Consider the following 15,121-nt stretch of genomic DNA (forward strand, 5'->3'; position numbering starts at 1 on the left):
GCTCTTCCAGCGTAGCAGCTGTGCATATCAAATAAAATCAATGACTTATACTGGAGAAGGTTGGACGTCAGACCCATCCCCTCCGGCAGTCTGCCAGCCGAAAATCGACAAAGAGCAGTTAGGCTCGCCTCTGGAGGATCGGACCGACTCCCTAGCAACCTGAGGCGGGTAGGGCGGACCGATGTGCGATCCGTGTGCAATGCGATTCGCCAAGAGACTTACGATTTCTCAGATACTTAGCCCTGATCGGAATCCAGTGGCTTCGGTGGGTCTGGCTTCTTGCGGTTCGCCCGCGATCCCGTCTTGCGCGCTGCAGCGAACCCGCGGTCCGTGGCCATGAAGCGTTCGAGCATCGGTGCGACGAGGCGGGCGGGCTCAAGATCCTGTCCGGTCTGGTGGCCCAGGACAGCCGCGTAGTCGCAAAGGTTACGGTGCACATCGGCGGGAAGTTCGACGGTCAGCTTGACCGGCTTGTCGTCATGGATCGGGCCAAGCTTCAGCTTCGTCATCTTATTTCTCCCAAAGGCTCGAGGATCAGGTCGCGCGTGACCATGACGCGGACGGGGAAGCCCGGGCGGATGGTCAGCGTCGGCGGGACGGCGAGCTGCTGCCGAACGATCTCGTCCCCGGTCCGTCCGATCGTGTCCTGCGCGGCCTCGCGGATGGCGCGGGCGACGTCATCCTCGCTGTCGGCCCCGCTTTCCAGGCCGAGGTTCAGGATCGTGGCGAGGCCAGCGGCAAGGAAGACGCGACCCCAATGATAGTTGACCCGGTCCTGCAGGCCGGACGCGCCTGTTCCGTCCGTGCCGGGCGCGCGTTCCAGCACAATGGAGCGACCATCCGGAAGGATGAGGCGGGTCCAGACCAGAAGCAGGCGGCTTTGCCCGGATGCGATGCGGCTGTCGTATTCTCCCAGAAGTCGAGCGCCTTGCGGGATCAGCAGGTACCTCCCCGACGGGCTGTCATAGACGTCTCCAGTCACCTGAGCCGAGATTTGTCCGGGAAGGTCCGAGCGGAGACCGGTGATCAGGGCAGCCGGGATAACCGTTCCGGCCTGCAGGATGTAGGGGCTGAGTGGCGGCACCATGCGCTGCGCACTGACGGTGTCTGTGTTTCCGGGACGGGTCAGGAACGCCTCCCGGCCGGAAATAGGATCATTTGCCGTCGGGCTGCCCAATGTGGAGGGGAAGAGCGCGCCGGTTGCGGGGGGCGTCGGTGTGGCCTGTGCTCCGCCGCGGGGCACGGTTTGCGCCTCCGAGAAAAGGGCGCTCAGCCGGGCGGCGTCGAGTTCCTGAAGGCGGCGTTGTTCCTCCGGATCGACTGTGGGGGCCAACGGACCGGAAAGGGGCGGTGCCGGGACCGGCTGGCCGCGATCTTGCGCTCCAAGGATGGCGCGGCCCAGCTCACCGGGCAAGGGCGGACCGAGACGCGGGACATCGGCGTAATCCCGAGGTAGTGTCGACAGCCCTTCGGCTGCCTGAATGCGTTCGGTGGAAAAGAGCTCGGTCTGGGTGCCCTCCTGCCGGTTGTTCTGCAGGGCCACGATCAGGATCGCGCCAAGGCCAAGGCCGCCGATTGCGGTGGCAAGGGCAATGGCTCGGCGGGACAGGCGCATGACACGGGGCGGATCGGGCCTGAGGCGAAGCTCCTGGGCGATGTCTTCCTCGGTCCGTGGCGGCTCTTGCATATCAGGGACTTGTGTCATCGCTCCACCTCTGGCTGGGGCGCAGGCAGCGGGCGCTGATCGCCATCCGTCCGCACGATCCGCACGACCTGCTGTTGTCTTTCGCCGAGACGCAGTTCTGCAGCCCCGAACAGCCGGTCCACGATCAGGAGGTTGCCGAGCACGCGGGTGTTCACGATCTGGCCGCGCCCATCCGCGCCGATCACGACGAGCGGAGGCATTTCGCCCTGGGCGATGCCGGGCGGGAAGACGACATAGACACGGCGCCCGTCGTCGAAGACCGAGACCGGCCGCCAGGGTGGGGCGTCGCCCTGCAGGCCATAGCGGTAGTGCCGCTCGGCCTCGGGCGGGATAGCCGGACGGCGGACGGTCGGGGCGCGGGGCGTGGTTCGCACCTCTGGATAGGCCCATGCGACGCTGGGCATCCAGGTTTCCTCGTCGGCGTGCAACTCGATGTGATAGGTGCGCCGGTCGGTGTTGACGACGAGATTGGTGGAGATGTCGGGGCGGGTGGGTTTCACGAGGATATGGACGCGCTCGGTGCGACCCGCGCCGCTGGTGGTGTCGCCGATGATCCAGCGCGCGGTGTCGCCCGCCGCAATCGGGCCGGGACCGGTCAGGCGTTCACCGGGTTCGAGCGCTATATTCGTGATCTGCCCGGGTGCTGCATAGACCTGGTAGAGCGCGCCCTCGCTCCACGGAAAAACCTGCATGGCGTTGTAATAGCCCTGCTGGCGGGGTTCGACACGGGCGGCGGCATTGGCGGCGATGATGCGCGCCTCGGGCGTATCCGCTTCCGGATCGCCGCCGCGGGAGGGCGTCCAGGCTGGCGGCGTGTGAACCGGGCGGGGCGGCCCCTCGGCTGGAGGCGGTGCCGGCGGCGGAGCGAGGGCCGGAACGTGGTCGTCATAGGCGATTTCGGGCGGACGTTGCCCCGTGCAGGCGGTCAGCGCGGTGGCCGCGAGGAGAAGAACGGGGATGGGGCGCAGTCGGGTCATTGGGCATTCTCCCTCGACCAGTTGATGGCATGGACATAGACGCCGAGCGGGTTTGCCCGCAGGCGCTCTGCATCGCGCGGGGGCTGGATCACGACGGTCAGGATGGCGGTCCAGCGTTCGGTTGTGGCGAGCTGACCGTTCTCGTAGCGCCGCTCGATCCAGGAGACGCGGAAGCTCGTGTCCGAGGCGCGAATGACACTCGAGACCTCGATGGAAATCTGCGTGTCGCCGACCTGCGCGAAGGGATCGTTCACCCGGGCATGGTCATTCAGCGCGACAGCGCCGCGATCCGTGGCGAAATCGTAGGCACGAAGCCAGTTCTGGCGCAGCACGATCGGATCGGCCGGGACCTGCCGGACATGCTCGATGAAGCGGGCGAGATGCCAGGCGATCTGCGGATCGGTGGGGCGATACTCGGCCAGCGCCGGGACAACGGCTTGGGCCGCACCGAGATTGTCGACCTCGACCACGTAAGGGACGACGCTGCTGCGCGTCGATTGCCAGGCGAGCGCTGCGCTGAGCCCGGCCGACAGGGCAAGGCAGCCAATTGCCATAAGGCGCCAGTTGCGGGCTTGGATGCGGGCCGAGCCGATCCGCTCGTCCCAGACCTGGGCGGCCTTCTGATAGGGGGTGACGGGCTCGGGCGTGGTGCCGTAGCGGACACTGGGACGTCGGAACATCAGGAGGACCTTTCGGAGAGGCTGACGACCGTGCCGCCGCCACCATGATCGCCGGAGCGGAGGGCATGAGCGGCGGTCGAGAGGCCGTGTTGAAGGGATTGCTGGCGCTTCATCCGGCGCGCCCAGTCGGGCGGGCCATCACTGGCAGAGGAGGGCATCGCGCCGCCTGCAAAGCGACCACCGGTGGCCGCATAGGCGGTGCGGGCACCGGATTGCGCGCCTTCCGAGATCGCGCGCCGGAGCGGGCTGAACGCGGCGACGGCGCCGGTTTTGCCAATAGCGGCCACGCCACCGACGGACTTGCCCATCGCTGTGCTGCGGGACGCGGCACCAAGCTGGTATGCAGTGGCGGTTCCGCTGCCAACCGCACTGGCACCACGCAGGGCGGCACCGCCAGTGCCAAGGGCCATCCGGGTCCCGGCCACACCGGCGACGGCAGCCCCGCCCACGGCGATGCCGGTGCCGACCGCGGCGCCTGCGCCAAGCTGCGGCCCACCCGAAACGATGCCATTGGCGATGCCGGGGCCGAAGATACCGAGGGCGAGGAGCGCCAGTGCGCCAAGGACCACCGACATGGCGTCGTTGATCGTGGGTTCACCCGCGAACCCGGCGGTGAACTCGCTGAAGATGGTGGAGCCGATGCCGATGATCACGGCAAGGACCAGCACCTTGACACCCGAAGAAATGACGAGGCCCAGCACGCGTTCGGCCATGAAGGCGGTCTTGTTGAAGAGGCCGAAGGGCACGAGGATGAAGCCCGCCAGCGTAGCCAGCTTGAATTCGATCAGCGTGACGAAGAGCTGGATTGCGAGGATGAAGAACGACAGCAGGACCACCAGCCAGGCGAAGAACAGGATCCCGATCTGGATGAAGTTCTCGAAGATGGCGACGAACCCGGAGAGTTCGGCGATGGAGGCGAGGATTGGCTGGCCGGCCTCGAGCCCGACCTGCGCGATGCGCCCCGGCTGAAGCAGTTCACCGGCGGAGATCGTGCCGCCCGTGGCGACGAGGCCAAGGCCCGCGAAACTGTCGAAAACGATCCGGGCCAGCGTGTTCCAGTTGCCGATGATATAGGCGAAGACCCCGACGAAGAGGGTCTTTTTCACCAGCCGGGCGATGATGTCGTCATCCGCGCCCCAGGCCCAGAAGAGGGCGGCCAGCGTGATGTCGATGACGATCAGCGTGGTGGCGAGGAAGGCGACGTCGCCGCCGAGAAGGCCGAAGCCGGAATCGATGTAGGAGGCGAAGACCTCGAGAAACCGGTCGATGACACTGACGCCGCCCATTACCTCACTCCGTCCCGGCCGGCTCTGGCGCCAGATCGAAGAAGCGCTGCCGGGCCGCCTCCCAGGCGGCGCGGCATTCGGTGTCGGTGGCGTAGTCTTCGGGCGTCAGGTCACGGCAATGCGCAAGCGTGCTGCGCAAGGCGTCATCCCTGACCACATGCCCGGTGTCGGAGGGCAGGACCGTGCGTGTCAGTTCGACCACGGCGGCGAGGGCGGCAAGGCCGCCGATACCGAAAGCGACAAGGCGCAGAGTTCGCGGGGTGTCGAGGGCCATGCGCTTACTCCTCGAACAGCCGTACTGTGCCGGGGGAGTAGCCGCCGCCGTAATCGAGGAACCGCGCGAGGTTCTCGCGGCCCTGCGCCTCGGCGGAGGCGATGCGGGCGGCTTCCAGCGCTTCGGCCCGGTTCTGCGCGGCGATGGCGGCCGTCAGATCGGCGATCTGCGTTGATTGCAGCGCCAGGAGCTGGTTCCCGGCCTGCGCGACCTGCATGGAGCCGACGGCCCCTTGGCTTTCGCGAATGAGTGCGTCCATCTGAGTTCGCGCGCCGTCGATATTGCCCACGACCCCGGCCTGCACGCGCAACGCGTCCTCGAAGCCCGCGACGGAGGTCTCCCACCGCTCGCGCGCACCGGCGATCATCGCGTCGAAATCACCTTGCGCTGCGGCAGCGCCGTAGTCCTGCGCGAAGGCCTGTTCGATGGTGGCCACGTCGAAGGCGAGGCTCTGGGCATCGGCCAAGAGGCGCTGGGTTTCACCGATGGCGTCCTGCAGCTGCGCCAGCGAGGAATGCGGCAGGTTTGCAAGGTTCAGCGCGTCGTTCATCAGCATCTGCGCCTGGTTCTGGATCTGCGCGATCTGGTTGTTGATCTGTTCCAGCGCGCGGGCGGCCGAGAGGATGTTTTCGGCGTGGTTCCGCGGGTCGTAGACGATCCGCCCGCCACCACCGAAGAAGAAGGCTTGGGCCGGTGTCGATAGAACCGGTGTCAGGACGAGGGCGCTGGCCATCAATGCGGCGGCGAGTTTGCGGGGCCGGGCTGGGCGCTCAGGATTGCGGGTCATGTTCTGTCTCCTTCTGGTCAGGGTGAGGGGGTGTCGGATCGGCTGGTGCGATGTCGGGCCCGAGCAGGTCGATGGCCCAATCAAGACCGCGATGACGCAGCCAGGCGGCAGCGAAGCCGTCCCGGCCATGGGTGGCGATAAGATTGCTGATTGCGGCCTGATCGGCCTTGGAGGAGGAGGCGGTGAAGGCCAGCGCCACCTCGCCGAGGCCCAGCGAGAAGAGCCGGTTGCCCCGCCGCGACTGGCAGTAGTAGTCGCGCTTCGGCGTCGCGCGGGCGACAATGTCGATCTGGCGGTCGTTCAGCCCGAAGTTCTGGTAGATCCGGGCGATCTGGGGTTCGAAGGCGCGCTCGTTGGGAAGGAAGATCCGCGTGGGGCAGCTCTCGACGATGGCAGGCGCGATGAGGGACCCGTCGATATCGGCAAGCGATTGGGTGGCGAAGATCACCGAAGCGTTCTTCTTTCTCAGCGTTTTCAGCCATTCGCGGAGCTGCCCGCCGAAATTGGCGTCATCCAGCGCAAGCCAGCCCTCGTCGATCAGGATCATGGTGGGACGTCCGTCGAGCCGCGCCTCGATCCGGTGGAAGAGATATGCCAGCACGGCGGGTGCGGCGGGGGAACCGATCAGCCCTTCGGTCTCAAACGCGAGCACCTCGGCGCTGCCCAGGTCTTCGGCCTCAGCATCCATAAGCCGACCGAAAGGCCCGCCGAGGCAGAAGGGCTTCAGCGCGCGTTTGAGTTCGGTTGATTGCAGCAGGACCGAGAGGCCGGTCAGCGTGCGTTCCTCGCGCGGGGCCGAGGCGAGTGAGGTCAGTGCCGACCAGAGATGGTCCCGCGCGGCAGGGTCGATCGTCGCGCCTTCACGCCCGAGGATTCCCGCGAGCCAGTCCTGCGCCCAGGCACGCTCCGACGCCTTGTCGATCCCAGCGAGTGGCTGCAGCTGCACGGCGGGATCGTCGCCCGACAGTGCATCGCCGAGGTTCTCCCAATCGCCGCCCATGGCGAGCGAGGCGCAGCGGATCGAGCCGCCGAAATCGAAGGCGAAGACCTGCGCGCCGGGGTAGCGGCGGAACTGCATCGCCATCAACGCTAGCAGGACCGATTTGCCCGCCCCGGTCGGGCCGACGATCAAGGTATGGCCGACGTCGCCCACATGTGTGGAGAAGCGAAACGGGGTCGAACCGTCGGTTTCGGCGTGGAACAGTGGCGGGCCGTCCAGATGGTCGTTCCGATCTGGCCCCGCCCAGACTGCCGAGATTGGGATCATATGGGCGAGGTTGAGGGTCGAGATGGGTGGCTGACGGACATTGGCATAGAGATGGCCGGGCAGGGAGCCGAGCCAGGCCTCGAGCGCGTTCAATGTTTCTGGGATGCAGGTGAAATCCCTCCCCTGCACGATCTTCTCGGCGGCCTTGAGCTTGGCCTCGGCGGCTGCTGCGTCCTCGTCCCAGACGGTGATCGTGGCGGTTACGTAAGCCGCGCCCGCCACATCGGCGCCGAGTTCCTGCAGCGCCTCGTCGGCATCCGCCGCCTTGTTGGCCGCGTCGCTGTCGAGCAGGGTCGAGGCTTCGTTGGTCATCACCTCCTTGAGGATTGCAGCCACCGATTTGCGCTTGGCGAACCACTGCCGGCGAATGCGGGTGAACACCCGGGCAGCATCCGTCTTGTCGAGGCAGATCGCGCGGGTACACCAGCGATATGCGAAGCCTTGCCCGTTCAACTCATCAAGCAGCCCGGGCCATGTTGCGCTCGGCAGCCCGATGATGGTCAGGGTCTTGAGATGCGCGGCGCCGAGCCGGGGTGTCAGCCCACCCACAAGAGGATCATCGGCCAGCACCGCGTCGAGCTGCATCGGTACCTCAGGTACGCGGACGTGTTGGCACCGGGTCGAAACGGTCGAATGCAGGTAGGTCAGGGTCTCGGCATCGGAGAGCCAGGCGATCTCCGGCATGAACCCGTCCAGCAGATCAATCAACCGGTCTGCGCGGCTGACAAAGCTGGAGACCAAGTCCCGTGGCTTGGTGCTGCGATCCGGTGCGTTCTCTAGCAACCAACCTTCGGCACGGCTCGCGTCATCCGCGGGCGGCATCCAGACCAACGTCAGGAAATATGCGCTCTCGAAATGTGCACCCGCTTCTTCGAATTGCGCGCGGCGTTCGGCATCGACAAGGGCTGAGACCGGATCGGGAAACTCGGAGGCGGGGTAATCCAGTGCCGGGATCCGCTGCGCTTCCACGAAGACAGCCCAGCCGGAACCAAGCCGCCGGAGCGCGCTGTTCAGCCGGGCCGAAGTGGCGACCAGTTCGGCGGGCGTGGCGGAATCCAGATCCGGCCCCCGAAACCGCGCTGTGCGTTGCAGGCTGCCATCCTTGTTCAGGATGACGCTGGGCGCGATCAAAGCAGCCCAAGGCAGAAAATCGGCCAGAAGAGCGGATTTGGAGCGGTATTCGGCCAGACGCATCATCGGCTCAGACCCCGAACCAGGACGGGTAACGGAGATGCCGCCGCACCACCTCGGCGATTTGCGCGTCTCGCTTTGCGGCCCAGACTGCGAGGAGGTGGCCGACCAGCCAAAATGCGAGGCCCTCGAGCCAGAGCCGCAGGCCGAGCCCGATGGCGGCCGCCAGCGTGCCATTGGCAATGGCGATCGTGCGGGGGGCACCGGCCAAAAGGATCGGATCGATCAGGGCGCGGTGCACTGGCGCGAAATAGCCGGGAATATCGGTGGGGTTCTCCATCAGATCAGCGCCCCGCCGCCGAAGGAGAAGAAGGAGAGAAAGAAGCTCGAGGCCGCGAAGGCGATGGACAGCCCGAAAACGATCTGCACCAACCGCCGGAACCCTCCTGAACTGTCGCCGAAGGCCAACGTCAGTCCAGTCACGATGATGATGATCACAGCAACGATCTTGGCGACCGGGCCTTCGATCGACTCGAGGATGGTTTGCAAGGGGGCTTCCCATGGCATGCCGGACCCGGCGGCGAGCGCTGGCTCGGGCAGGGCAAAAGCTACGAGGCCGAGGGCGGTTGCGCCAAGGGCTGTGCGAAATGATGGCAGAAGGGTCATGGATGGCTTCCTTGTGTTGATGGGAAAAGGGGGGTGAGGGCGTAATCGCCGGAGGCGGTCAGGCCGGTGACACGCGCCAACTCGGAGAGGCGACGCTCGGCCCCCCGTCCGGACAGAACGGCGATCAGGTCGATGGTTTCTGCGATCAGCGCGCGCGGGACGGTGACAACCGCTTCTTGGATTAGCTGTTCGAGCCGCCGCAGCGCGCCGATGGCGGACCCGGCGTGGATCGTGCCGATCCCGCCCGGATGGCCGGTGCCCCAGGCCTTGAGCAGGTCCAGCGCTTCCGGCCCGCGCACCTCGCCGATGGGGATGCGATCAGGCCTCAGCCGCAGCGACGCGCGCACGAGATCGGACAAGGTCGCGACCCCGTCCTTGGTGCGGAGAGCCACGAGGTTGGGGGTCAGGCATTGCAGTTCACGCGTGTCCTCGATCAGGACAACGCGGTCCGAGGTTTTGGCAACTTCCGCCAACAGCGCATTGGTGAGGGTCGTCTTGCCGGTCGAGGTCCCGCCCGCGACAAGAATATTGGCCCGGCTGGTGACTCCCCCGCGCAGGTGACGAGCGGCATCGGCCGTGAGAATCCCGCCGGAAACATAATCCTCAAGCGTGAATACCGCGACGGCGGGCTTGCGAATGGCAAATGTGGGTGCAGAAACCACTGGGGGCAGCAAACCTTCGAAGCGCTCGCCCGTGTCCGGCAATTCAGCCGAAACACGCGGGGCCGCGGGATGGACCTCCGCCCCGACATGATGGGCGACAAGCCGGATGATGCGCTCGCCATCGGCGGGAGACAGCACCGCGCCAGTGTCGCTGAGCCCATCGGCCAGCCGGTCAACCCAGAGCCGCCCGTCAGGGTTCAGCATCACCTCGATGACGCCCGCATCTTCGAGCCAGGCGCCGATGCCAGGCCCAAGGGCGGTGCGCAACATGCGTGCGCCGCGGGAAGACGTTTCGGTTTTGAAAGGGGTAACGGTCATGGTTGGCCTCGCGATGGATCACGAGACCGATCAAGAAGACCGTTATTTGGTTACGGGCAACAGCAGTGAAGGCGTAGTAGAGTTATAGCGTGCAAAGGCAGGGTAAGTGCACTTTGCACCCATAAGTCAATACTGGCTGAGACGACCTGGAGTTTGGTCTCATGCTGGCTTTAGTTCGGCGAGCAAAATCTTGCTCCGTCTCATGTAAAGAAGGCCTAGCCAAAGTCTATTGTGCAATCATCGAAAATTGTGATTGGAGGTCTACATAATTCATAAGCTGGTGACTCTGGGTTGAAACGTGATAACATCGCTTCGATGGTTGGTGTCGACAACAACGTCATGAGTGTTACATCACCCGCATTAGATGAGCCAAATCCAGCATCCGATTGAATTCCCCCACAGTCACACAATACGCACCTGACGTGAAAATTCGGTCCACCTTGACGGCGTTCCCACTCGAAAATTTTTATCTTAAAGCTTTCGGGAATACGATTTTCAAAGAGTGCTAGAATGTTCTGAGAGAACGCTTGTCTGTCAGGTTCTCCACCATTACGGCAATGAATATGTACTACTTTTTCCCGCGCGCCGGCTGAGTGCATTTTCTGCAATGTGAGAATTAACGGGCTCGCATAGCGTGTTGTTGTTACTTGGAAATACGGGTCAACAATTGCAATATTCTTCGCTTGAGACATCGTGGGCCAGATTGAGTTCGATATCCCCTCGTCATTCAATGGAACATTGATTGAGGTTGAAACAGTGAAAAGCGGATGTCCATCATCCAGTTCGCTGGCGACTATGACATTATTGAAATTATTTGGATTCTCAGATGCTAAGATCGCGTGGAACTCTGAGCCGACTGGTTGTTGAGCTGCGTTCAAGAGCCAAGATATTTCTGGCTGATACAATCTGCCCGATCTGACGACGGCGACGTGTTTGGCCATTCGTAGTTTTTCCACAGCTTTCTTCTTCTCGCCATCGCTCATGTCAGATTTTTTGACCAGCTCGTACACGGAAGCCTCCCACTTTTTCGGAAATCGAGAAATTAGACGCCCTTTGTCGAAGCCAAATTTTTCAATCAAATACCGGAATCGTTCCCAGTTTGCAGTCAGCGCTTCTGGTTCGACTGCATATTCAAGATGCATCAGAACAGTTCCTCCGCCCGTTCTTCGAAGAACCCATCTGGCCACCGGTCAGAGAAATCACCGTCTCTATCAACGCGAAGGCGGCGAAAATGCACTTCATTTTCGGTATTTTCGACGTATATGACGGAGAGATCATCGGGCTTTAGTGCATTTTTTCTTGGCGGGAGTTCTCCTTCGGTGGTCTCCCGCACCCTGCGTAGGAGCCGCAGCATGATGTGTTCGCTATGGGTTTCGACAAGGAGGGTTTTGCCTGAACCGAACGATTGCTCGCCGGGCACTACAGCATGAATGAAAAGGTCACCGACCCCGACCTGAATTGCCGGATGTATGTGAAGTTCGGGCTGCTCGATTGCCAGAATGCCATCCTTGTCGCGAAGGCAAGCGACGACGACAGGGATCACCTGAGAGATGCCAACGCCGACATCGCTTGGGGCAACATCAATGCCTTTCACCACGTCACGCAAAACAACCTCGGTACGCGATCCAAGCTTCTGGAACTCTTCCTGCAGTTCTCCGATGTCGTCTTCGCTGATGCCGCGTTTGAACAACTGATCGATCCGGCTTGAGACCGGTATTTCCAGATACTCCGACTTCGCGATCTCGTAACTCGTTCCCAGACCGTCCTTACCACTCAGCCAGGCATTCACTTCGCTAAGCAATCTGCCCTGCTTGTCTGAATAGAGAAGATCCCAGGCCGCGAGGCCCTGTGCCCAACGCCCCTCATCAGGTGAAACCTGGGGTCGGAAAGCCCTTGGAGGGATGTGCCGGAGCGGACCGATGTAGGTCATCTCCGAAAGGTAGTCGCGTGCAATGCGCAGAGGTCCCAAAAGTAATTCATCTAGCAATAAGGATAGGCCACGCACTCGCGGCGTGTTGCCTTCCAGTTCCAGCTTCTTTGGTTCCGGATCGCGCAGTTCCAGTGCCCAGGGCTTATTTATATCCGGCAGAGCGCCAATCACGGACGAAGAGGCGATGCGAAATTCGCTGATGCCTTTCAAGTCAGCTGATCTCGCCATATCTCTTGATAGTTCCCAAATCTCGATCCCCAATTTGGTGCCGAGTGGGTCGCCTTCAGCAAGGCCTTCAGGTACTTCGTCGTCTGCATCCACATATTCCTGCAAAAGTGGATGCTGGAAGTTGAAGTCGGTTAGCTGCGCCTGCCCAGCTTGCGGTGGAGACTTGATTGAGGCGATGTTTTCGCCATCCATCTCGACAATCAAGACCGAAACATAAGGCGCGTTGATCAAGTCACTCCATTGAACCTGTAGGGAGACACCGATCTCTTGGACAACAGCGTACTCCTTCAGATCGGTGTTCTCGCCAACGATGTAGCGGATGCGCAGACTTTCAAACTCAGGATCACCGAGCGAATTTCCGTTGTTGATTGGCAGCCGTTCATTACCCTGATCTCCGGACAAATCAATGACCAGCTTGATCGTCATCGAATTCGAGAGATCATGGTTATGGATCAGCTTCTTGAAACCGCCGAGATCTATCAGGCCGCCCGCAATCGTTTGATCCGGATCGGGGTTCTTCCTCTCTAGGATTTCGCGAACATAGTGCAACGCCTGAAGAATCGTGCTTTTGCCCGCGCTATTCGGGCCGAACAACAGCGTGATTGGCCGTAGCTCAATGACCTGCTTGGCGCCAACACCCTTGAAGTTTTCGATTTCGATCCGGCTTAGTCGCATGACACTCTCTTTTCTTAGTTCACGCCTTTGGCCTTCCCAGCGGCGGCGAGTATTTTGGGCATCTTGGAAAAACAGAAGGTTTGGAAAGCGCGCTCCATCGCAGACCATTCACCTGTGTAGAATTCCCCCGCCTGAGAGGTAAATTCTCTGGCGAGTCGCTCTTTCAACTCACTCTCATGATTGTGTGCAGTTTCGCCGTTTTCAAAAGGCTGGCTGTACGCAAGTTCCCATCGGCAAACGGCACGCTCGGGAAACCCGCCATTCACCTCTTTCAACCGGCGAGCAGGGTCATTCGATCTACCGATCTTTACCAAGGCCTGGCCGACATGGGGGCCGGTCTTCCCAAGCAACGATTCCGCATTGGCTGACAGCTTCATGAGGTAGAGGTGGTTCTCTCCATCTTCATGCGTTGAGGTGCGGTCCCCGAAGCTAGGAGGAATACCCTTGGACGGCTTGAGCAGGTCGTTCATATAGCCGCTGACGAGTTCATCCGCCGCGATGGGCGGTTCACCGTAGACGTTCACCTGCCGGACATGGTGGCTGAGCGCCCTGCGCTTTTCATCTGGCTCAAGCAGGACAGCCTTGGTCGTTCTCTCGAACCGTTTCTTGCTGTCATAGGCCTTCGGCGCGATGGTCTTGATGTGAACCCGGTTGGTGACGCGCCATGCACGGACAACTTTCAGGCCGTAGGTCCACCTGTCCTGAAAACCATGATCTAGCTTCCATTTCCTCGACTCCTCAGTCTGCCGGTCCAGGTCATGGCATCGTTCCAATGTGACTTCCATGAAGCCAAGGGCCTGCCTCTGCAGATCGGTATCTGTGAGAGAGTCTACGGCGCCGTAGATGAGGACAAGATCCCCGTCCTTCATCTTGGTCAGCATGTCTTCGCGCTGCGCTTCATGGGTGAAGCCGATGTATCCGGCTTCCTCGGGGTTGAAGCCGTAGAATGCGCGCACCCAGATCTGGCGGTCTTCGGGGGTGATCTTGTCCAGCTTCATCCCCAAACCTTCGCCGTGCCAACGTCAAAGAAGTGGACATTCAGCTTGTTTCTCTTGCCAGATTCAGCGCGGAAGTCCACGAAGCTAAATGCCTTGGCGATGATCCGTTTGTTGTTGTCTGAGTTGGGGTTGCCATAAAGACCGACGAAAAGTTCGGTAACCCTTCCCTGTGGGATTTTGCTCAGGACGTGATCATCGTTGTCATCGAACGAATGCCCAAAGACAAACAATGATCCGCTTATGCTGGAGAAGCTCCGCAGCGCCTTATGCAGGTAGGCGCTGTGCATGATCTTATCGAGTTTGTCACGGCTATGCCCCTCGGCGACGAATACCGGATACTTCTCCTCGTCAAGCGCAGAGCGAACCTGATCGACAATCGGAATATCGGTCTTGGACCACGTGTACTTGGTGATCTCATGCCCGGCATCGAAGATGTGCAGGGCACCGTGTAGGAAATGCACCGTCGGCGAGTTGCTATCCTGCCAGGAAACATAAGGCGCGTCCTCGTTCCCTTCCGGATGGCGGAAGCCGTCATCGCACCGGATGTGTAGTTCGTCGACCTCGTCATGCATCAGTGCCCAGTACAGAAGCACGTCATAGTTCAATGTGTAGATATGTTCGAAGTGGGAGAGAAATGCGCGACAAGCGGCATACTGCTCGTTTTTGATGTCGTAGGGCCGGTCTGGGTGATTTAACGCTATCGCTTCGGCTAGGATTGTTTTGATCGCCGCTGCATCCTTCTCGATCTGTTCGACGAGTTCTGGCGAAGTGTACTCGTAGCATTTCAGGACCTTGGCCATATCGACGAGCAGCCGGATTACAGCTTCGAAATCCTGCGTCGCGAGCGCGTTGAAGACTTCGGCAGCATGAGGGACGGTGGAGAAATCCGCCTTGCTGTAGAGCGAACCATAGCTAAAAATGTCTGGCTTCAAGGCAATGCTGAAACCATTGCCCAGCAGGATGTGCTTCTTGGCTCCGGCCAAATTCAGGCATTCTTCAAAACTATGGATTTGGAGCTCACCCATCTGCACGCCCTTCAATCAGCTTCGGGAAGTTTGCCGAAAACGCCGCCAGAACGTCCCGCCATGTGACCGGATCGGATTGAGCCTTGCTGCGCACCACGTTGAGAACCGAATAGCCAGCATCGGCCAATGCGTCGCGCAGGTCCCGTTCCAGTGCTGCCATCCGGTCACGAACAGGTTTGTGCAGCTCCATCTGCTCGCCATGATCCTGCTCCGCGGTCTTCCCGATCTCCGGAAAAATCGGCCCATAGGATACCAGATAGTATTGGGCGCATTGCTCCGGTTTGATGCCCTGTTCGGTAAGCAAGCGGCGAAGGCTGTTGGAGGCTTTCTGAAATCCCAGATGTTGCCCCATCCGCGTGTAGGGCGCGGTCGCATAAGGGCTGCTGTTGTCCCCGGTGCGCCCGACATACAGACGCTCGCCCTTCGGCGTGTCGATCCGCCAAACATAAAGCCAGAACCCGCGTTGCAGCATCGGGCCGGGCAGGGTGAGGGTGTGGAGTTCCGCCATCACC

General features: G+C 61.6%; 16 protein-coding genes. All 16 read right to left on the reverse strand.

Annotated features, from left to right (window positions below; translation table 11 throughout):
- Positions 1-236: 236 nt before the first annotated feature.
- Positions 237-509 carry a DUF2274 domain-containing protein gene (locus tag J7359_RS08930; protein ID WP_209056295.1) on the reverse strand — a complete coding sequence of 91 codons (273 nt, stop codon included), beginning with the start codon at positions 507-509 and terminating at the stop codon, positions 237-239.
- Positions 506-1,615, reverse strand: a complete 1,110-nt coding sequence (locus J7359_RS08935) for a TrbI/VirB10 family protein (RefSeq protein ID WP_209056296.1) — start codon at positions 1,613-1,615, stop codon at positions 506-508. The genes J7359_RS08930 and J7359_RS08935 overlap by 4 nt, the downstream gene beginning before the upstream one ends.
- An 86-nt stretch (positions 1,616-1,701) precedes the next feature.
- The gene (gene trbG, locus J7359_RS08940; protein WP_209056297.1) at positions 1,702-2,682 is read right to left on the reverse strand and encodes a P-type conjugative transfer protein TrbG; all 981 of its coding nucleotides are present in this window, start codon (positions 2,680-2,682) and stop codon (positions 1,702-1,704) included.
- A complete protein-coding gene (trbF, locus tag J7359_RS08945) occupies positions 2,679-3,362 on the reverse strand; it encodes a conjugal transfer protein TrbF (RefSeq protein ID WP_209056298.1) in 684 nt (227 codons plus the stop codon). Before trbF ends, trbG begins: the two co-directional genes overlap by 4 nt.
- Positions 3,362-4,648 carry a P-type conjugative transfer protein TrbL gene (trbL, locus tag J7359_RS08950; protein ID WP_209056299.1) on the reverse strand — a complete coding sequence of 429 codons (1,287 nt, stop codon included), beginning with the start codon at positions 4,646-4,648 and terminating at the stop codon, positions 3,362-3,364. The genes trbF and trbL overlap by 1 nt, the downstream gene beginning before the upstream one ends.
- A 4-nt stretch (positions 4,649-4,652) precedes the next feature.
- On the reverse strand, positions 4,653-4,922 hold the full coding sequence (gene trbK-alt / locus J7359_RS08955; RefSeq protein ID WP_209056300.1) for a putative entry exclusion protein TrbK-alt: 270 nt from the start codon (positions 4,920-4,922) through the stop codon (positions 4,653-4,655).
- A gap of 4 nt (positions 4,923-4,926) precedes the next feature.
- Positions 4,927-5,709: a P-type conjugative transfer protein TrbJ gene (gene trbJ / locus J7359_RS08960; RefSeq protein WP_209056301.1), complete on the reverse strand. Its 783-nt coding sequence runs from the start codon at positions 5,707-5,709 to the stop codon at positions 4,927-4,929.
- Positions 5,693-8,173 (reverse strand): conjugal transfer protein TrbE, encoded by a 2,481-nt coding sequence (trbE, locus tag J7359_RS08965; protein ID WP_209056302.1) that lies wholly within the window; start codon positions 8,171-8,173, stop codon positions 5,693-5,695. Before trbE ends, trbJ begins: the two co-directional genes overlap by 17 nt.
- Positions 8,174-8,177: 4 nt before the next feature.
- Entirely contained in the window at positions 8,178-8,447 is a 270-nt protein-coding gene (locus J7359_RS08970; RefSeq protein ID WP_209056303.1) for a VirB3 family type IV secretion system protein, read from the reverse strand.
- On the reverse strand, positions 8,447-8,773 hold the full coding sequence (locus J7359_RS08975) for a TrbC/VirB2 family protein (RefSeq protein WP_209056304.1): 327 nt from the start codon (positions 8,771-8,773) through the stop codon (positions 8,447-8,449). Before J7359_RS08975 ends, J7359_RS08970 begins: the two co-directional genes overlap by 1 nt.
- Positions 8,770-9,753 carry a P-type conjugative transfer ATPase TrbB gene (trbB, locus tag J7359_RS08980; protein WP_209056305.1) on the reverse strand — a complete coding sequence of 328 codons (984 nt, stop codon included), beginning with the start codon at positions 9,751-9,753 and terminating at the stop codon, positions 8,770-8,772. The genes J7359_RS08975 and trbB overlap by 4 nt, the downstream gene beginning before the upstream one ends.
- Before the next feature lie 215 nt (positions 9,754-9,968).
- Complete coding sequence (locus tag J7359_RS08985) at positions 9,969-10,895, reverse strand: hypothetical protein (RefSeq protein ID WP_209056306.1); 927 nt, start codon at positions 10,893-10,895, stop codon at positions 9,969-9,971.
- Entirely contained in the window at positions 10,895-12,586 is a 1,692-nt protein-coding gene (locus J7359_RS08990; protein WP_209056307.1) for a DUF3696 domain-containing protein, read from the reverse strand. The genes J7359_RS08985 and J7359_RS08990 overlap by 1 nt, the downstream gene beginning before the upstream one ends.
- A gap of 14 nt (positions 12,587-12,600) precedes the next feature.
- Positions 12,601-13,584 carry a GIY-YIG nuclease family protein gene (locus J7359_RS08995; protein ID WP_209056308.1) on the reverse strand — a complete coding sequence of 328 codons (984 nt, stop codon included), beginning with the start codon at positions 13,582-13,584 and terminating at the stop codon, positions 12,601-12,603.
- A complete protein-coding gene (locus tag J7359_RS09000) occupies positions 13,581-14,609 on the reverse strand; it encodes a DUF4917 family protein (protein WP_209056309.1) in 1,029 nt (342 codons plus the stop codon). The genes J7359_RS08995 and J7359_RS09000 overlap by 4 nt, the downstream gene beginning before the upstream one ends.
- Positions 14,602-15,117 (reverse strand): hypothetical protein, encoded by a 516-nt coding sequence (locus J7359_RS09005; RefSeq protein ID WP_209056310.1) that lies wholly within the window; start codon positions 15,115-15,117, stop codon positions 14,602-14,604. The genes J7359_RS09000 and J7359_RS09005 overlap by 8 nt, the downstream gene beginning before the upstream one ends.
- Positions 15,118-15,121: the final 4 nt, after the last annotated feature.

The organism is Paracoccus sp. R12_2, from assembly GCF_017744015.1.
In the GTDB taxonomy this organism is placed as follows: Bacteria; Pseudomonadota; Alphaproteobacteria; order Rhodobacterales; family Rhodobacteraceae; genus Paracoccus.

Coding starts and splice junctions, on each gene's coding strand:
- trbG (WP_209056297.1), bottom strand. CDS start 2,682: ATGACCCGACTGCGCCCCATCCCCGTTCTTCTCCTCGCGGCCACCGCG.
- J7359_RS09000 (WP_209056309.1), bottom strand. CDS start 14,609: ATGGGTGAGCTCCAAATCCATAGTTTTGAAGAATGCCTGAATTTGGCC.
- J7359_RS09005 (WP_209056310.1), bottom strand. CDS start 15,117: ATGGCGGAACTCCACACCCTCACCCTGCCCGGCCCGATGCTGCAACGC.
- J7359_RS08930 (WP_209056295.1), bottom strand. CDS start 509: ATGACGAAGCTGAAGCTTGGCCCGATCCATGACGACAAGCCGGTCAAG.
- trbF (WP_209056298.1), bottom strand. CDS start 3,362: ATGTTCCGACGTCCCAGTGTCCGCTACGGCACCACGCCCGAGCCCGTC.
- J7359_RS08970 (WP_209056303.1), bottom strand. CDS start 8,447: ATGGAGAACCCCACCGATATTCCCGGCTATTTCGCGCCAGTGCACCGC.
- trbE (WP_209056302.1), bottom strand. CDS start 8,173: ATGATGCGTCTGGCCGAATACCGCTCCAAATCCGCTCTTCTGGCCGAT.
- J7359_RS08985 (WP_209056306.1), bottom strand. CDS start 10,895: ATGCATCTTGAATATGCAGTCGAACCAGAAGCGCTGACTGCAAACTGG.
- J7359_RS08990 (WP_209056307.1), bottom strand. CDS start 12,586: ATGCGACTAAGCCGGATCGAAATCGAAAACTTCAAGGGTGTTGGCGCC.
- trbK-alt (WP_209056300.1), bottom strand. CDS start 4,922: ATGGCCCTCGACACCCCGCGAACTCTGCGCCTTGTCGCTTTCGGTATC.
- J7359_RS08975 (WP_209056304.1), bottom strand. CDS start 8,773: ATGACCCTTCTGCCATCATTTCGCACAGCCCTTGGCGCAACCGCCCTC.
- J7359_RS08995 (WP_209056308.1), bottom strand. CDS start 13,584: ATGAAGCTGGACAAGATCACCCCCGAAGACCGCCAGATCTGGGTGCGC.
- trbB (WP_209056305.1), bottom strand. CDS start 9,753: ATGACCGTTACCCCTTTCAAAACCGAAACGTCTTCCCGCGGCGCACGC.
- trbL (WP_209056299.1), bottom strand. CDS start 4,648: ATGGGCGGCGTCAGTGTCATCGACCGGTTTCTCGAGGTCTTCGCCTCC.
- J7359_RS08935 (WP_209056296.1), bottom strand. CDS start 1,615: ATGCGCCTGTCCCGCCGAGCCATTGCCCTTGCCACCGCAATCGGCGGC.
- trbJ (WP_209056301.1), bottom strand. CDS start 5,709: ATGACCCGCAATCCTGAGCGCCCAGCCCGGCCCCGCAAACTCGCCGCC.